This window comes from Paracoccus sp. MA (assembly GCF_020990385.1).
Classification (GTDB): Bacteria; Pseudomonadota; Alphaproteobacteria; order Rhodobacterales; family Rhodobacteraceae; genus Paracoccus.
Genome location: NZ_CP087598.1, coordinates 888,344 through 905,424, shown reverse-complemented (window position 1 = coordinate 905,424; position 17,081 = coordinate 888,344). Strand labels below are relative to the sequence as shown.

Sequence of the window (17,081 nt, the reverse complement as noted above, 5' to 3'; positions counted from 1 at the left end):
GGGACATGCCCGATCTTCTGACGGCGGCGCTATTCATCGGATTCGGCGTGCTCGGCCTGTGGCTTTCGCGGCCGCTGGATCAGGGAACGCTGGCGCAGATGGGGCCGGGCTTTCTGCCCCGCGTTGTCTGCGGGGGACTGATCGTCCTGGGCGCCGTCATCGGTTTTTCGGCCCTGCATCGCCAGGGCGAGCCCTTGGAGGCGATGAAGCTGCGGCCGCTGGCGGTGATCGTGCTGTCGATCGTCGGCTTTGCCTATCTTGCCGAACATGCCGGTTTCGTCGTCGCGTCGCTGTGGCTGATCATCGCCGGATCGCTGGCCGATCCCGGCGGGCGGTGGCGCACGACATTGCTGCTGGCAGGCGGCCTGACCCTGTTTGGCGCATTGGTCTTCATCTACGGCCTTGGCGTCCAGATGACGATCTGGCCGTTCTGAGCCGAGGAAAACATCATGGAAATCTTTGATCTTCTGTTGCTGGGGTTTTCCGAGGCGATGAGCCCCGCAAACCTCGGGTTCTGCCTGATCGGTGCGCTTCTTGGCACGCTGATCGGGGTGCTGCCAGGGATCGGCCCGACCGCGACCATCGCGGTCCTGTTGCCGATCACCTTCTTCCTGCCGCCCCTTGCCGGGATCATCATGCTGGCGGGCATCTATTACGGCGCGCAATACGGCGGCTCGACCACGGCCATCCTGGTGAACCTGCCGGGAGAGGCCTCGGCCGTGGTCACGACGCTGGACGGCTACCAGATGGCGCGACAGGGCCGGGCGGGATCGGCGCTGGCCGTCGCGGCGCTGGGATCGTTCTTTGCCGGCACGGTCGCGACCTTCGGCATCGCCATCGCCGGTCCCATACTGGCAGGCTTTGCGCTGAATTTCGGGCCGGCCGAATATGTCTCGCTGATGATCTTCGGCCTGCTGGCCGCGACGATCCTGGCCAGCGGCCCGGTGCTGAAGGCCATCGGCATGATCCTGATCGGCCTGCTGTTCGGCATGGTCGGCACCGATCAGGCCACCGGGGCCGAGCGCCTGACCTTCGGATCGCTGGAGCTGTTCGACGGAATCGAGTTCACCGTCATCGCCATCGGCCTGTTCGGCTTTTCCGAGATCATCGCGAACCTGGAACGCAGCGGCTCGGCCGGCGTGACGGTTGCCCGCCTGACCCGGCTGTGGCCGACGCGCGAGGATTTCCGCCGCGCCTGGCCCGCAGTGCTGCGCGGCACCGGCGTCGGCACCTTCCTCGGCATCCTGCCGGGGGGTGGCGCCACGCTGGCGTCCTTCAGCGCCTATTCGCTGGAAAAGAAGGTCTCGAGAACGCCGGAAAAGTTCGGCACCGGCGTGGTCGAGGGCGTCGCCTCGCCCGAGGCCGCCAACAACGCCGCCGCGCAATCGTCCTTCATCCCGCTGCTGACGCTGGGCATCCCGTCCAACAACATGATGGCGATGATGCTGTCGGCCTTCATGATCCACGGCATCACGCCCGGACCCAGCGTGCTGACCAACCAGCCCGAGATCTTCTGGGGCCTGGTCGCCAGCATGTGGATCGGCAACGCGCTGCTGGTCATCATCAACATGCCGCTGATCGGACTGTGGGTAAAGCTGCTGACCGTGCCCTACCGCCTGCTTTATCCGGCAATCCTGCTGTTCTGCTGCGTCGGCGTCTATTCGATGAACAACCGCATCTTCGACGTGCTGCTGGCGGCCGGTTTCGGGTTGCTGGGCTATGCCTTCCGCAAGGCGAAATGCGAGCCGGGTCCGCTGCTGCTGGGCTTCGTCCTTGGTCCGCTGCTGGAATCGAACCTGCGCCGCACCATGCTGATCACCCAGGGCGACGCCAGCATCTTCGTCGAGCGTCCGATCAGCCTGGTGATGCTGATCGCGACCGCGATCCTGCTGGCGCTGATGATCCTGCCCGGCTTCCGCAAGAAGCGCGAAGAGGCCTTCCAGGAGGAAGAGGCGTGAAATCGCAACGGCCGCAGACGCCTCCGGCCGTTTCCATTCCAATCGCTCGGAAGGAGCTTGCATGACCATGAATGCAATAAGCCGTCGGGCGATGCTTCAGGCCGCCGGCGCGGCCGCGGCCCTTCTTGCACTGGGTAACAAAGTAAGACCGCATGTCTTCTTCACCGGCCCGGCGCTGACGGATCCGTCTGTATTCTGACCGCCCGGTGGTGGGTGCCTTCTTCGAGGGCTTCATTCATGCCGTCCGGCAGCCGAATGGGCGGAAGCCTGCGGATCATCGTCTTGTTCTGGACGGGATTTTCTGGAGCGAGGCGTGAGCCGCCACCGGTCCGAGGCCATGCCGAACACAAACCGGCGCGCCTTGGCGCGACCTGCCCCAGGAGTTCGGCAAGTGGTCGTCGGTCTACCGTCAGTTCCACCGCTGGACCTTGGCGGAGCTGTGGGAGGATATCCTGGATGCGGCTCGAACCACGCGGGGACTGCGCCGGACAAGCTGCAGATGGTCGACAGCACAGTAATCCGGGCGCATCATCATGCCGCGGGTAACCGTCCGGCCTGACCGCCCTGCCGCGTGCTGAGGGTGCGGGATAGTGTCCACCATCGATAGTGGACACTATGGTGATGGCGTGGCGCGTCGGACGAAGCGGCTCTGGACGGATGAGGAGAAGCGGTCGATCTGTTTCCAGACGGCTGCGCCGGGCGTTTCGGTAGCGCAGGTGGCGCGACGCTACGCGGTCAATGCGAACCTGATCTTCAAGTGGTTGCGCGATCCCCGCTTTGCGCCCGACCCGGCGTCGGTTCCGGCCTCGTCGGAGGAGGCGCGGTTTTTGCCGGTAGAGATAGTCGCGGAAGAGCAAGCACCTGCGGCAGCGCCTGTCGCCGAGAACCGCATCGAGATCGAGCTGGCCGGCGGTCACCGGATGCGGATCAGCGGGAGCTATGATCCCGAGGCGCTGGCGCGGCTGATCCGGGGTCTCACGGCGTGATCCCGGTTCCGGCCACTACGAGGGTCTGGCTGGCGGCCGGGGTGACGGACATGCGCAAGGGCTTTGCAGCGCTCGCGGCGCAGGCCGAGGCCGTGCTGAAGCAGGACCCGTTCGCCGGGCATCTGTTCGTGTTCCGGGGCCGTCGTGGCGATCTGGTGAAGGTCATCTGGTGGGACGGGCAAGGGGCTTGCATGTTCATGAAGCGGCTGGAGAAGGGGCGGTTCGTCTGGCCCTCGGCGAAGGAAGGCAAGGTGGCGCTGACGCCGGCGCAGCTGTCGATGCTCCTGGAAGGGATCGACTGGCGCGCGCCGGAGCGGACCTGGAGGCCCTTGGCGGCAGGCTAATCCAAGGGGCATGCAATCGCAGGATTCCCACAAGGAATCCCGTGAGATAGACTTCTCCCATGCTCGATCACACCCTGACCTTGCCGGACGACCCCGAGGAGCTTCGCAGCTTCACCGCGCGGCTTCTGGCCGAGGTGAAGGCGCAGGCGATCCTGATCGAGAAGCTGCGCCACCAGTTGGCCGGGCACCGGGCGCAGCGGTTCGGAGCCTCGTCGGAGACGGCCGAGCAGCTGCAACTGGCGCTCGAGACCAGCGAGATCGCCGCTGCCGCGATGACGGCGCGGATGAAGCTGCCGGACATCGAGGAGAAGGACCGCCCCAAGCGCCGGCCGATCCCGGATCACATCCCGCGGATGGAAGTGGAACTGACCCCGGGCGCCGAGGCCTGCGCCGATTGCGGCGGGCGGCTGCGCCGGATCGGCGAGGATGTGACCGAAGAGCTGGAGTATGTGCCGGGACGCTTCATCGTGAACCGGATCGTGCGGCCCCGGCTGACCTGCGCCTGCTGCGAACGGTTCGTCCAGGCCCCGCTGCCGACGCGCCCCATCGAGCGCGGCCGTCCCGGGCCTGGCCTGCTGGCCCATGTCCTGGCCAGTAAATATGCCGACCATCTTCCCCTCTATCGCCAGAGCCAGATCTTCGAGCGCGAAGGTATCGACCTCGACCGCTCTACTCTGGCGGACTGGGTCGGCAAGACCACCGCCCTGCTGGAACCGCTGTCCGAGGCCATCGGGCGCCATGTCCTGTCGGCCGAAGCGATCTTCGTGGATGACACGCCCGTTCAGATGCTGGCGCCGGGCACCGGCAAGACCCAGACCGCGCGGCTCTGGACCTATGCCCGTGACGAGCGCCCCTGGGGCGGGGATGCTCCACCAGCGGCATGGTATCGGTTCTCCGGCGACCGGAAGGGCCAGCACCCCAAGGATCACCTCGCCCGGTTCCGCGGCTGGATGCATGCCGATGGCTATGCCGGGTTCGAGGACCTCTATCGCTCCGGAGCCATCCGCGAAGTTGCCTGCATGGCTCATGTCCGGCGCAAGTTCGTCGACATCCACCGGTCGCAGGCGTCCCCCATCGCCGAAGAGGCCATCGCCCGGATCGCCCAGCTCTACGCCGTCGAGAAGGAGGCCCGAGGCTCGCCGCCTGACCCTCGCGCGCAACTCCGCCGCGCCCATGCCGCCCCGGTCTTCGACGATCTCGAGGTCTGGCTGGCCATGCAGCTCACCACGATCTCGGGTAAATCCCCACTCGCGGCCGCCATCCGCTATGCGCTAACTCGCATGGAGCGCCTGCCCCCTACCTTGATCACGGCATCCTCGAGCTCGACAACAACGCCGCCGAACGCGCAATGCGCGCCATAGCCCTCGGGCGGAAGAACTACCTCTTCTTCGGATCAGAAGCGGGCGGCAAGACAGCTGCCATCGCCTACACGCTGATCGAAACCGCCAAGCTCAACGCAATCGATCCCCACGCCTGGCTCGCCGACACCATCGCCCGCATCCCAGACTACAGGATCACCAAGGTCGACGACCTGCTGCCCTGGCGATGGAACGGGTAGCGGTCAGGCCGGACGGTTACGGTGGATGAGACGAAATAGCTGACCATCTGGTCCTTGGGTCCGCCCAGAAACTCGGATGCGACATAGAAGCCAAGCGTAAGCACACCGACGATCAGGACGCCGGCGCCGACTCCAGAAAGGGTCGCAGGCAGATCGTCAACACCTACCTTGACACAACGATACTGCCGGGACGTCCAATCCATCACCAACAATCAAAATGGACGTACCAAAGGGAGGGGGAGAGGGAAAGATTCTTTATCGCTCCGCAGGGACTGGCGAGATACTCGGCTGCGGGCGGGAAACATGATGCATACTACTCGCCTGCATCCGGCTTGGGAACGGCCCCTTCGGCCAACAGGACCTCATGCGCCGCCTTGAAGGCATCAAGGCCGGCCGGGATGCCGCAATAAGCCGTGGCATGCAGCAATGTAGCGCGGATCTCGTCCACGGTGACGCCGTTGTTCAGTGCACCCCGCACATGCAGCTTGATCTCGGGGGTGCGGCCTAGCGCGGTCAGCATGGCAAGGTTCAGCAGGCTGCGCGTCTTGCGGTCCAGGGTCGGATCGCCCCAGGCCCAGCCCCAGGCCCAAGCCGTGGTCGCCCGCTGAAACGACATCATGAAGTCGTCCGCCCGCTGCATCGAACTGTCGACATAGTCCGCGCCCAACACCTCGCGCCGGATCGGCAGGCCCTTGTCGAACAGTTCCTGATCTTCGGCCATCGCGCTATCCCTTCTCACTTGGTCATTCACCGGCTTCCAAGCCAACCCGCATCAGGACGACGGGTCCGAAGCGCCTTCCACAATCACGACATGCGCTTCGCATGCGCCATCGCGGCAAGCACGTGCTTCCTGATATTCCCGAGAATAAAAGCAGTCGCGGGCACGGGCCAGATCGGGAAACCGGATCACGACATGGCGCTGGAGGACGGGACCTTCCAAGGTCTCGGATGCGCCGCCGCGAGCCAGGAACTCTGCACCGAACTTCGCGAAGGCCTTGGGAGCCAGCGCCTGATACCCGGCATAGGCCGCCGGGTCGTGAACAGTCACGTGGGCGATCCAATATGCACTCATTGCCCCGTCCTTCGAGCGCCCTCATTGGCCACATGCAGCAGTTTGCTCGCGATTTCCGCGGCTTCGGTCAGATGCTCGCGCACGGCTTCGCTTGCCCGGTCCGGATCTTGCGCGAAAATCGCCTCGGCAATGCGCTGCATCCGGGCCTGCCCCGATACATGCCGGTCGGTCGAGGCCAGTGTCAGCGCCCGAAGTCGCGAAATGCGCCCGTTGAGGCGCTGGACGATCTCCCAGGCGATGTGATGCCCGGCGGTGACGAAGATAACCTCGTAAAACCGCGTCGTCGCATCATAGAGCACCTGAGGATCGTCGGATAGAAAGGCTTCCTTGAGGCGCTGAAGCGCGGCCTGCAGATCGGCACGGGCAGACGCGTCGAGAAGCCTGGCGCAATCCGCCGCCGCCGCCGCCTCCAGCCGCAGGCGGATGTCATAGATCTGCCGGGCCTTGTCCCAGTCGAGGGTCGCGACGATCGGCCCTTGCCGGGGCCGGATCTCGACCAGGCCCTCGGCCTCCAGATAGCGGATCGCCTCGCGGATGACGGATCGCGAGACGCCCAGCTGATCGACCAGCGTCCGTTCGACGAGCCGGTAACCGGACGGAAAGCGCCCCGACATGATCGCGGCGCGCAAGCGCTCCACCGCAAGCTCGCGAAGCGTCTGGGGCACATGCTCGATGCGCAGGCTGGCGGGTTGTTCATTTGTCATGGTGCGAGACTAGCGCAGCTGGAATGCCAATACAATCTCATATTGACATATGACATGTTGGTATACCATCTTCCGATCATCGAATCGCTCTGGGGGCTGCCATGACAGCGGAAATCCGCAAGACCTTGCTGAATATCGAGACCACGCTGATCGAAGGCGGTCGCGCCGCGCCGCAGCCTTTGAAGCTGATCACTGCCGCCGCCGTGCTGAAGAACCCTTGGGCGGGGCGCGGTTATGTCGACGACCTCAAGCCGGAAATCCACGCCGTCGCCCCCATCCTCGGCGAGTTGCTGACCGATATGGTGATCGAGGCCGCCGGCGGCGGCGGCAAGGTCGAAGCCTATGGCAAGGCCGCCGTGGTCGGCCTCGATGGCGAGGTCGAGCATGCCAGCGCGCTGATCCACACGCTGCGCTTCGGCAACCATTACCGCAGCGCGGTGGGGGCGAAATCCTATCTGGCCTTCACCAACACCCGCGGCCCGGCGAACGCCCCGATCATGATCCCGCTGATGGACAAGAACGACGAGGGCCGCCGCTCGCATTATCTGACGATCCAGTTCGCGATCCCGGATGCCCCGGCCGCCGACGAGATCGTCGTCGCGCTTGGTGCCTCGATCGGCGGGCGCCCGCATCACCGCATCGGAGACCGCTATCAGGATCTGAAGGATCTGGGCCATGATGTCTCGAACCCTGCCGCTGTCTGACGGCGCCACCGTCCGGCTGATCGAGGCCGGGCGCGGTGAGCCCTTGCTGCTGATCCATGGCGTCGGCATGCGGGCCGAGGCCTGGGAGCCGCAGATAGATGCTCTGTCCGCCCATCACCATGTCATCGCGGTGGACATGCCGGGACATGGTGCCTCGTCCCCGCTGCCGGCAGACGCGCACCTGCCAGATTTCGTCGCTTGGGCGGCGCGTCTGGTCGAGGCGCTGGGACTTGGGCCGGTCAATTTGGCCGGCCATTCCATGGGGGCGCTGGTCGCGGCTGGCCTGGCGGTCGAGCGTCCCGACCTGGTCCGGCGCCTGGCACTGCTCAACGCGGTCCATCGCCGCTCGCCCGAGGCTCGCGCCGCCGTCCTGGCCCGCGCCGACGAGATCGCCCGCGGCGAAGGTGACAACGAAGCACCGCTGATCCGCTGGTTCGGCCCCAATCAGGTCGCCATCCGCAACAAGGTGGCGCACTGGCTGGACGGTATCGACCCGCAGGGTTACGCCACTGCTTACCGCGCCTTTGCCGAGGGCGATACGATCTATGCCGACCGACTGGCTGAAATCGCCTGCCCGACGCTGGTGCTGACCGGTGACGGCGACCGCAACTCCAGCGCGCAGATGAGCCACGAGATGGCCGATGCGATCCCCTTGGGCCGTGCGCTGATCGTCGCCGGGCATCGCCATATGGTGAACATGACGGCACCCTACATCGTGAACGATGCCCTGACAAACTGGCTCAGATGGGACGAAACCAATATGACGCCATTCGATCCCCGCGCGCTGCGCGACGCCTTCGGCTGCTTCATGACGGGTGTGACGGTCGTGACCACCACGTCGGAAGGCATGCCGCTGGGTTTCACCGCCAACTCCTTTTCTTCGGTTTCGCTGGATCCCCCGCTCCTGCTGGTTTCGATCGCCAGGACATCGCGCAACTTCGGGCATTTCGTGAATGCGGGCCATTTCGCGATCAACGTGCTGGCGGAAAGCCAGAAGGATGTCTCGGGCACTTTCGCCCGCCCGGTCGAGGATCGCTTTGCTACGGTGGAGTGGTCGCCCGGCCCGGCAGGGTCGCCGGTGCTCTCGGGCGTCTCGGCCTGGTTCGACTGCCGGCTTTCGCAACTGGTCGAAGCGGGCGATCACGCCATCCTGATCGGCGAGATCAAAGGCTTCGCCGCCTCGCAAGAGCCCGGCCTGGGATATTACCGCGGCGCCTATATCACGCCTGCGCAGACCGCAGCGCAACTGCCGACCGGCCCTGACGTGATGATAGCCGCCATCGTCGAGGCCTGGGGTGAAGTCCTGCTGGTCGAGGACGGACAGGGCGGGCTGGCGCTGCCCGAAGCTCGGGTCGGGCGCGAGGGCGTGCAAGCCGCCTTGACACAGCTTTTGCGCGATAGCGCCCCCGACGCCGCGCCGGGCGAGATCTATGCCGTCTACGACGGCGCGGCGCCCGGCCGCCAGCACATCGCCTTCCGCTGCCCGGCGACCTCGACCGATGCGCGGAAGGGACGCTTTGTCCCGCTGGAATCGGATCATCTGAAATCCGTCAGCGATCCAGCCACCCGGTCGATGCTGGATCGGCTGGCGGCGGAATCACGGCTTGGCAATTACGGCGTCTATTTCGGATCGCATATCGAAGGTCAGGTCACGCATAAACAGGGAGCAGGGGCATGAAATTCTCACTCTTCATCCATATGGAGCGCGTCTCGCCGGACGAGGACCAGAAGAAGCTCTATCAGGAGATGCTGGAGCTTTGCCGTATCGCCGACGAAGGCGGAATGCATGCCATCTGGACGGGCGAACATCACGGGATGAACTTCACCATCTCTCCGAACCCGTTCCTGAACCTGGTCGACATCGCCCGGCAGACCAAGAACGTCCGTCTTGGAACCGGGACGGTGATCGCGCCCTTCTGGCATCCGATCCGGCTGGCGGGCGAGGCAGCGATGACCGATCTCATCACCGGAGGGCGGCTGGACCTGGGCATCGCCCGCGGCGCCTACAGCTTCGAATATGAGCGGATGCTGCCGGGGCTTGATGCCTGGGGCGCGGGTCAGCGGATGCGCGAGTTGATCCCCGCGATCCAGAAGCTCTGGCAGGGCGATTACGAACATCAGGGCGAATTCTGGCAATTTCCCAGGACCACCTCCTCGCCCCTGCCGGTGCAGCAGCCGCATCCGCCGATCTGGGTCGCGGCACGCGATCCGAACAGCCATGAGTTTGCCGTCGAGCACGGCTGCAACGTCCAGGTCACGCCCCTGCATCAGGGCGACGAGGAGGTCGTCAGCCTGATGGAGCGTTTCAACGCCGCCTGCGAAAAGCATTCCGGCCGGCCCCGCCCGAAGATCATGGTCCTGCGCCATACCTATGTCGCCGACAGCGAGGAGGATGCGCAGCGCGGCGCCGAAGAGCTGAACATGTTCTACAACTATTTCGGTGCCTGGTTCAAAAACGAGAAGCCGATTTCGATGGGCCTGATCGAGACGATCACCCCCGCCGAGGCCGCGAAGCACCCCTTCTATTCGCCCGAGGCAATGCGCAAGAACCAGATCGTCGGCGAAGCGCCGGAGGTCATCGAGCGTATCAAATCCTACGAGGCGCTTGGCTATGACGAGTTCAGCTTCTGGATCGACAGCGGGATGAGCTTCGAGCGCAAGCGCGCTTCGCTGGAACGCTTCCTTGGCGACGTCATGCCGGCCTTCGCGTGATGGAACGGTTCCAGCATTATATCGACGGCGCCTTCGAGAACGGCGCGAGCAGCTTCGACAGCCTCGACCCCGCCACCGGTGCGCCCTGGGCCAGAATGCCCGATGCCAGCGCGGCGGATGTGGACCGCGCCGTGCGCGCGGCCCATCGCGCCTTTCACGCGCCGGACTGGGCGGGGCTGACCGCCAGCGCGCGCGGCAAGCTGTTGCTGCGGCTGGCCGATCTGGTGGCCGAGGCGGCTCCGCACCTTGCCGAGCTGGAAACCCGGGACACCGGGAAGATCATCCGCGAGACCAGCGCGCAGATCGCGTATGTGGCCGAGTATTATCGTTATTATGCCGGTCTGGCGGACAAGATCGAGGGCGCCCACCTGTCCATCGACAAGCCCGACATGGAGGTCTGGCTCCGGCGTGAACCCGTCGGCGTCGTCGCCGCCATCGTGCCCTGGAACAGTCAGCTGTTCCTGTCGGCGGTCAAGCTGGGGCCGGCGCTGGCCGCCGGCTGCACGGCGGTGCTGAAGGCCAGCGAGGACGGGCCCGCGCCGCTGCTGGAATTCGCGCGGCTGGTCCAGCAGGCAGGCTTTCCGCCGGGAGTCGTCAATATCCTGACCGGCGGACCCGAGGCCGGCAAGGCGCTGACCACGCATCCGCTGGTCGCCCATATCGCCTTCACCGGCGGGCCGGAAACCGCGCGCCATATCGTGCGCGCTTCGGCCGAGAACCTGTCGCGCACCTCGCTGGAGCTGGGCGGCAAATCGCCCTTTATCGTCTTCGACGACGCCGATCTGGACAGTGCCGCCAATGCCCAGGTCGCCGGCATCTTCGCCGCGACCGGCCAAAGCTGCGTCGCCGGCTCGCGCCTTCTGGTGCAGAACGGCATCAAGGACGAGATGCTGGCGCGGCTCAAGGCCAAGGCCGAGGCGGTGCGCATCGGCGCCCCGGGCGACATATCCACCGAGGTCGGGCCGCTTTGCACCCTGCGCCAGCGCGCCCGGATCGAGGAGATCGTCGCCGCATCGGTCGCCATCGGGGCCAGGCTGATCACCGGCGGGCAGTCGCCAGAGGGCGAGGGCTTCTATTACCCGCCAACGATCCTTGATTGCAGCGCCGTGCCCGATGCGCCCTGCGTAACCCAAGAGCTGTTCGGCCCGGTGCTTTCCGTCGTCGGCTTCGACACCGAGGAAGACGCGCTGCGCATCGCCAACGGCACGCCCTATGGCCTGGCCTCGGGCGTATTTACCCGCGACCTGACGCGAGCGCACCGGATGATCCGCGGCATCCGCGCCGGCGTGGTCTGGGTCAACACCTATCGCGCAGTCTCGCCCATCGCGCCCTTTGGGGGGCATGGGCTGTCGGGGCATGGACGCGAGGGCGGGCTGGCGGCGGCGCTGGACTATACGACCGTCAAGACGGTGTGGCTGCGAACCTCGGACGATCCGATCCCCGACCCTTTCGTGATGCGCTGAACGAACCCGGACAAGCCGGGCAACAATCGCAACCAACCAACAGTGGAGACTGACAATGCAAATGAAATCGCTTCTCGCAGTCGCATTCGTCGCCATGGCGGCCAGTGCAGCCAACGCCCAGCAGATGGTCTTCACCTCCTGGGGCGGCACGACGCAGGATGCGCAGACGGAGTTCTGGGCCGCGCCCTTTACCGAAAAATCCGGCACCGCCGTCCTTCAGGACGGGCCGACCGACTACGGCAAGATCAAGGCCATGGTCGAGGCCGGCGCCGTCGCCTGGGACGTCGTCGACACCGAATTCGACTGGGCGCTTCAGGCCGGAAAGGCCGGGCTGCTCGAACCGCTCGACTTCAACGTCATCGACAAGGCCAAGCTGGACCCGCGCTTCGTGTCGGATTACGCGGTGGGATCGTTCTATTATTCCTTCGTGATCGGCTGGAACCCGGCGAACTTCTCCGGCGACAGCCAGCCGCAGACCATGGCCGACTTGTTCGATACCGAGAAATTCCCCGGCAAGCGCACCTTCTACAAATGGTCCGCCCCGGGCGTGATCGAGGCGGCGCTGCTGGCCGACGGCGTGCCGGCCGACCAGCTGTATCCGCTGGACCTCGACCGCGCCTTCAAGAAGCTGGACACGATCAAGTCCAGCATCATCTGGTGGGAAGGCGGCGCGCAAAGCCAGCAGTTGCTGGCCTCGGGTGAGGCGCCGATCGGGCTGTTCTGGAACGGCCGCCTGGCCGCGCTGCAAGCGGATGGAATGCCGGTCGGCATCAGCTGGCAGGACAACATCACCGCCGCCGATGCCCTGGTCGTGCCCAAGGGCGCCAGGAACAAGGAGGCCGCGATGGCCTTCATCGCCGAGGCGACCAGCGCCAAGGCGCAGGCGGATTTCGCAACCAAGACCGGCTACGCCCCGATCAATCTCGACTCGCCGGCGCTGATGGAGGCCGATCTGCGCGCCACCCTGCCCGACGCGCAGACCGCCAACCAGATCAATGCCGACATGGCCTATTGGGCCGAGCATCGCGATGAGATCGGCAACCGCTGGTATGCCTGGCAGGCGGAATGACCCGTCGCCCCGCCGCAGTCCGCTTTCGCGGGCTGCGCCATCCCGTCTCTTTCTGCTGAGGTGACCGATGCTGTCCTTCCTGACACCCGCCCGGCGAGGATCGGGTCTTGGCATGGCCATGCCCGCCCTGCTGCTGCTTCTGGCGTTCTTCGTGATCCCGGTCGCGGCGCTTCTGAGCCGTTCGGTGACCGAACCGGTGCCGGGCCTGCAGAATTACGAGACCCTGCTCGGCTCGGCCACCTATCTGAGGATATTCTTCAACACCTTCCTGGTTTCGGGCCTCGTCACCCTGATCACCGCGCTCATTGCCTTTCCGGTGGCCTGGGCACTGGCGATCATGCCGTCCCGCGTCGCGGCCGTGGTCTTCGCCATCATCCTGCTGTCGATGTGGACGAACCTGCTGGCGCGCACCTACGCCTGGATGGTGCTTCTGCAACAGACCGGGCTGGTCAACCGGATGCTGATGGCCACCGGCATCATCGACCAACCGCTGCAGCTGACCAACAACCTGATCGGCGTCACCATCGGCATGGTCTATATCATGCTGCCCTTCATGATCCTGCCGCTCTACGGCGTGATCAAGAAGATCGACCCCGCGATCCTGCAGGCCGCCGCGCTTTGCGGTGCGACCAAGGGGCAGGCGTTACGGCGGGTGTTGCTGCCGCTGGCCACGCCCGGCATCGCCTCGGGGGCGCTGATGGTCTTCGTCATGTCGCTGGGCTATTTCGTCACCCCCTCGCTCTTGGGCGGCACCGCCAACATGATGCTGGCCGAGTTGATCGTGCAGCAGGTGCAGAGCCTCCTGAACTGGGGCATGGGGGGCGCCGCCGCCTTCATCCTGCTGGTCGTCACCCTGGCGCTTTATGCCCTGCAACTGCGCCTGTTCGAAGGAAAGGCCCGCTGATGCTGATGAATTTCGACAAGCTGGGCGCCTGGCGCTGGATCCTGTCCGGTATCTGCGCGCTGATGGCGCTGTTCCTGCTGCTGCCGATCCTGTTCATCGTCGCGCTGTCCTTCGGCAATTCGCGCTGGCTGATCTTTCCGCCACCGGGATGGACGCTGAAATGGTATGGCGAGCTTTTCGCCGATCCGCGCTGGCTGCAGGCCGCCTTCACCTCGGCCAAGATCGCCGCCATCGTCATGGTGCTCTCCGTCGCCATCGGCCTGCTGGCCTCGCTGGCGCTGGTGCGCGGCCGGTTCCGCGGGCGCGCGGTGCTGCGCGGATTCTTCCTGACCCCGATGGTCCTGCCGGTGGTCATCATCGCCGTCGCGCTTTACGCCGCCTTCCTGCGGCTGGGTCTGAACGGCACGCTGGTGGGCTTCGTCATCGCGCATCTGATCGTCGCCCTGCCCTTCTCGATCATCACCATCTCGGGCGCGCTAGAAACCTTCGACCCCTCCATCGAGGACGCCGCGATCCTCTGCGGCGCCAGCCCCTGGGAGGCACGCTTCCGCGTCACCCTGCCCGCGATCAGCCACGGGTTGTTCTCGGCCGCGATCTTCTCGTTCCTGATCTCCTGGGACGAGGTGGTGCTGGCGATCTTCATGGCCTCGCCTACGCTGCAGACCCTGCCGGTCAAGGTCTGGACCACGCTGCGCCAGGACCTGACGCCGGTGATCGCCGCCGCCTCGACCCTCCTCGTCCTGCTGACCGTGGTCCTGATGATCGCGGCCGCCCTGATCCGCAAAGGCAAATCCCGATGACCAGCCCCTATCTGCACATCAACGGAATTCGCAAGACCTTTGGAGACGTCGTTGCCACCGACCATGTCGAGCTGGAAATCGGCGAAGGCGAGTTCATGACCTTCCTCGGCCCCTCGGGCTCGGGCAAGTCGACGACGCTCTACATCCTGGCCGGTTTCCAGGATCCGACGGCTGGCGACATCAGGCTGCGCGGCAAGTCCATTCTGCAAACGCCGTCCCACAAGCGCAACATCGGCATGGTCTTCCAGCGCTACACGCTGTTCCCGCATCTTTCGGTGGGCGAAAACGTGGCCTTTCCCCTGCGCGTGCGCCGCGCACCGCAAGCCGAGATCGCCGCCAAGGTCAAGCGCGCCCTGTCGCTGGTGCGCCTCGACGGGTTCGAGGACCGGATGCCCGCCAACATGTCCGGCGGCCAGCAGCAGCGTGTCGCCCTGGCCCGTGCCCTGGTCTACGATCCTCCGGTCCTGCTGATGGACGAGCCCTTGTCCGCGCTGGACAAGAAGCTGCGCGAGGAAATCCAGTATGAGATCCGCCGCATCCACCAGCAGACCGGCGTGACCATCCTCTACGTCACCCACGACCAGGAAGAGGCGCTGCGCCTGTCCGACCGCATCGCCGTCTTCAACCGCGGCAGGATCGAGCAGGTCGGCACCGGACCCGAGCTTTATGCCAGTCCCGCCACGCATTTCGTGGCCGATTTCATCGGCGACAGCGCCTTCCTGACCGGAGAACTGGCCGAGGTGAAGGAAGGCCGCGCGACGCTGCGTTTCACCGACGGCACCCATCTGGCCGACGTGCCGATGCACGGCGCGGGCGCGCGGGGCGGCAAGGCCGAACTGATGCTGCGCCCGGAACGGATCGACCTGTCTGATACGGTGGGCCCGCCGGGCGCTTCGCTTCCCGTGACCATCGAGGACGTGACTTTCCTGGGCAACAACAGCGCCGTGACTGCCCGCACCAGCTGGGGTGATCCGCTTTATATCCGGCTGAACTTCGGCCATCCGATGATGGGCAGCGTCAGCCGCGGGGACAAGCTGCATGTGCGCTGGCAGCCGCAGGATGCGCATGTGTTTACCAAGGAATGAACGCATCACACCGCCGGATCTCACCTCGCACCGGCCAACAGCGGAAACCGCAATGATTGACCTGAACGATCCTTCGCTGCTGACCGGCAGCGCCTTCATCAACGGCTCATACGTCTCGGCCGACAAGGTTTTCAGCGTGACGAACCCGGCCACCGGCGAGGAACTGGCACAGGTAGCCGATCTGGGCATTGCCGAGCTTCGCCAGGCCATCGACGCCGCCCAGGCCGCGCAAAAGCCCTGGGCGGCGCGCACCGGCAAGGACCGGGCCGCCATCCTGCGGCGCTGGCACGACCTGATCCTGGCCAACCAGGAGGACCTGGCCCGCATCCTGACCGCCGAGATGGGCAAGCCCCTGGCCGAGGCGCGGGGCGAGATCGCCTATGGCGCATCCTATGTCGAATGGTTCGCCGAGGAGGCCAAGCGCGTCTACGGCGACACCATTACCGGCCACATGCCCGACAAGCGCCTGATTGTGCTGAAGCAGCCGGTGGGCGTCGTCGGCGCGATCACGCCCTGGAACTTCCCGAATGCCATGCTGGCGCGCAAGATCGCCCCGGCCCTGGCGGCGGGCTGCACCATGGTCGCCCGGCCCTCGGAATTCACGCCGCTTTCGGCGCTGGCGCTGGGCGTGCTGGCCGAACGCGCCGGCATTCCGGTGGGGGTCCTGAACATCGTGCCCGGCCTCGATGCCGCCGGCATGGGGGCCGAGCTTTGCGCCAATCCCAAGGTCGCGAAGATCACCTTCACCGGCTCGACCCGCGTCGGCAAGATCCTGATGCGGCAGGGGGCGGACACGATCAAGAAGCTGTCGCTGGAACTGGGCGGCAACGCGCCGTTCATCGTCTTCGACGACGCCGACCTGGATGAGGCGGTCGAGGGCGCCATGGCCGCCAAGTTCCGCAATGCCGGCCAGACCTGCGTCTGCGCCAACCGCATCTATGTGCAGGCGGGCGTGCATGACTCCTTCGTCGAGAAGCTCGCGGCCCGCGTCGCGGCGCTGGCGGTCGGCGACGGCCAGGCCGACGGTGTCGCGATCGGCCCGCTGATCAACGACGCGGCCCTGGCCAAGGTCGAGGACCACATCGCCGACGCCCGGGCGCATGGCGCGGCCATCGCCACCGGCGGCGCGCGCCATGCGCTTGGCGGCAGCTTCTTCCAGCCGACCGTGCTGTGCGGCATGACGCCCTCGATGAAGATCGCGCGCGAGGAGACCTTCGGCCCCGTCGCCCCGGTCTGGCGCTTCGAGACCGAGGCCGAGGCGGTGGCGCTGGCCAATGCCAGCGAATTCGGGCTGGCGGGCTATTTCTACGCCCGCGACCTGTCCCGCGTCTGGCGCGTGGCCGAGGCGCTGGAGGTCGGCATGGTGGGCGTGAACACCGGCCTGATCTCAACCGAGGTGGCGCCCTTCGGCGGCGTCAAGCAATCCGGCCTCGGCCGCGAGGGCAGCCATTACGGCATCGGGGACTATCTCGAGATCAAATACATCTGCCTGTCGGTTTGAAAGGCTAAAGGGCTTCGGCAGAGCGTCATTTTCTCTACTGAGAATAAAAAATCGATAGATCGAACTGAGGACTGAGCCAGGCTCTTCCGAACGTGACACCCTCAATCGGAACCGAGGCCACTTCCGAAATATCTGCGCTGGAGTCTAGCGGGTTAACCGCTCTTCCCCGGTCAGCTGATCCTCTCGCAGGAGCGGGTCCGACCACGAGAAGGGAGTCGGCT

Annotated in this window: 17 protein-coding genes and 2 pseudogenes; 16 read left to right on the top strand and 3 right to left on the bottom strand. The window is 65.7% G+C overall.

Annotation, left to right across the window (positions count from 1 at the left end; all coding sequences use genetic code 11):
• Nucleotides 1-5: 5 nt before the first annotated feature.
• The 7 genes and pseudogenes from LOS78_RS11600 to LOS78_RS11570 all read left to right on the top strand — a co-directional run bounded on the left by LOS78_RS11600 (nucleotide 6) and on the right by LOS78_RS11570 (nucleotide 4,846).
• Nucleotides 6-434 (top strand): tripartite tricarboxylate transporter TctB family protein, encoded by a 429-nt coding sequence (locus LOS78_RS11600; protein ID WP_198019405.1) that lies wholly within the window; start codon nucleotides 6-8, stop codon nucleotides 432-434.
• Nucleotides 435-449: 15 nt separating this feature from the next.
• Nucleotides 450-1,958, top strand: coding sequence for a tripartite tricarboxylate transporter permease (locus tag LOS78_RS11595; RefSeq protein ID WP_230378314.1), 1,509 nt, complete (start codon nucleotides 450-452; stop codon nucleotides 1,956-1,958).
• A 61-nt stretch (nucleotides 1,959-2,019) separates the two neighbouring features.
• Complete coding sequence (locus LOS78_RS11590; protein WP_230378313.1) at nucleotides 2,020-2,157, top strand: twin-arginine translocation signal domain-containing protein; 138 nt, start codon at nucleotides 2,020-2,022, stop codon at nucleotides 2,155-2,157.
• A pseudogene (locus LOS78_RS11585) lies at nucleotides 2,141-2,502 on the top strand (transposase); the annotation flags it as partial. The gene LOS78_RS11590 and the pseudogene LOS78_RS11585, both read left to right, overlap by 17 nt.
• Nucleotides 2,503-2,548: 46 nt before the next feature.
• Complete coding sequence (locus LOS78_RS11580) at nucleotides 2,549-2,944, top strand: transposase (protein WP_028714526.1); 396 nt, start codon at nucleotides 2,549-2,551, stop codon at nucleotides 2,942-2,944.
• Entirely contained in the window at nucleotides 2,941-3,288 is a 348-nt protein-coding gene (tnpB, locus tag LOS78_RS11575; RefSeq protein WP_028714527.1) for an IS66 family insertion sequence element accessory protein TnpB, read from the top strand. Before LOS78_RS11580 ends, tnpB begins: the two co-directional genes overlap by 4 nt.
• Nucleotides 3,289-3,347: 59 nt before the next feature.
• Nucleotides 3,348-4,846, top strand: a pseudogene (locus LOS78_RS11570) (IS66 family transposase).
• A gap of 313 nt (nucleotides 4,847-5,159) precedes the next feature.
• Here LOS78_RS11570 and LOS78_RS11565 read toward each other — a convergent pair.
• The 3 genes from LOS78_RS11565 to LOS78_RS11555 are packed head-to-tail and all read right to left on the bottom strand — an operon-like array spanning nucleotide 5,160 to nucleotide 6,556.
• On the bottom strand, nucleotides 5,160-5,567 hold the full coding sequence (locus LOS78_RS11565) for a carboxymuconolactone decarboxylase family protein (protein ID WP_062562153.1): 408 nt from the start codon (nucleotides 5,565-5,567) through the stop codon (nucleotides 5,160-5,162).
• A 51-nt stretch (nucleotides 5,568-5,618) separates the two neighbouring features.
• Nucleotides 5,619-5,918, bottom strand: a complete 300-nt coding sequence (locus LOS78_RS11560; RefSeq protein WP_230378312.1) for a DUF1330 domain-containing protein — start codon at nucleotides 5,916-5,918, stop codon at nucleotides 5,619-5,621.
• Nucleotides 5,915-6,556, bottom strand: coding sequence for a GntR family transcriptional regulator (locus LOS78_RS11555; RefSeq protein WP_371824724.1), 642 nt, complete (start codon nucleotides 6,554-6,556; stop codon nucleotides 5,915-5,917). Before LOS78_RS11555 ends, LOS78_RS11560 begins: the two co-directional genes overlap by 4 nt.
• A 167-nt stretch (nucleotides 6,557-6,723) precedes the next feature.
• Here LOS78_RS11555 and LOS78_RS11550 point away from each other — a divergent pair, with 167 nt between their 5' ends.
• The 9 genes from LOS78_RS11550 to LOS78_RS11510 all read left to right on the top strand — a co-directional run bounded on the left by LOS78_RS11550 (nucleotide 6,724) and on the right by LOS78_RS11510 (nucleotide 16,860).
• Nucleotides 6,724-7,326 (top strand): amino acid synthesis family protein, encoded by a 603-nt coding sequence (locus LOS78_RS11550; protein ID WP_058098621.1) that lies wholly within the window; start codon nucleotides 6,724-6,726, stop codon nucleotides 7,324-7,326.
• Complete coding sequence (locus LOS78_RS11545) at nucleotides 7,298-9,004, top strand: alpha/beta fold hydrolase (RefSeq protein ID WP_230378310.1); 1,707 nt, start codon at nucleotides 7,298-7,300, stop codon at nucleotides 9,002-9,004. Before LOS78_RS11550 ends, LOS78_RS11545 begins: the two co-directional genes overlap by 29 nt.
• Nucleotides 9,001-10,038, top strand: a complete 1,038-nt coding sequence (locus LOS78_RS11540) for an LLM class flavin-dependent oxidoreductase (protein ID WP_230378309.1) — start codon at nucleotides 9,001-9,003, stop codon at nucleotides 10,036-10,038. Before LOS78_RS11545 ends, LOS78_RS11540 begins: the two co-directional genes overlap by 4 nt.
• A complete protein-coding gene (locus LOS78_RS11535; RefSeq protein WP_230378308.1) occupies nucleotides 10,038-11,501 on the top strand; it encodes an aldehyde dehydrogenase in 1,464 nt (487 codons plus the stop codon). The genes LOS78_RS11540 and LOS78_RS11535 overlap by 1 nt, the downstream gene beginning before the upstream one ends.
• Before the next feature lie 61 nt (nucleotides 11,502-11,562).
• Nucleotides 11,563-12,570, top strand: a complete 1,008-nt coding sequence (locus LOS78_RS11530) for an ABC transporter substrate-binding protein (protein ID WP_230378307.1) — start codon at nucleotides 11,563-11,565, stop codon at nucleotides 12,568-12,570.
• 112 nt (nucleotides 12,571-12,682) lie between these two features.
• A complete protein-coding gene (locus tag LOS78_RS11525; protein ID WP_230378306.1) occupies nucleotides 12,683-13,474 on the top strand; it encodes an ABC transporter permease in 792 nt (263 codons plus the stop codon).
• Complete coding sequence (locus tag LOS78_RS11520) at nucleotides 13,474-14,274, top strand: ABC transporter permease (protein ID WP_230378305.1); 801 nt, start codon at nucleotides 13,474-13,476, stop codon at nucleotides 14,272-14,274. Before LOS78_RS11525 ends, LOS78_RS11520 begins: the two co-directional genes overlap by 1 nt.
• Nucleotides 14,271-15,359 (top strand): ABC transporter ATP-binding protein, encoded by a 1,089-nt coding sequence (locus tag LOS78_RS11515; protein ID WP_230378304.1) that lies wholly within the window; start codon nucleotides 14,271-14,273, stop codon nucleotides 15,357-15,359. The genes LOS78_RS11520 and LOS78_RS11515 overlap by 4 nt, the downstream gene beginning before the upstream one ends.
• A gap of 52 nt (nucleotides 15,360-15,411) precedes the next feature.
• A complete protein-coding gene (locus LOS78_RS11510) occupies nucleotides 15,412-16,860 on the top strand; it encodes an NAD-dependent succinate-semialdehyde dehydrogenase (protein WP_230378303.1) in 1,449 nt (482 codons plus the stop codon).
• Nucleotides 16,861-17,081: the final 221 nt, after the last annotated feature.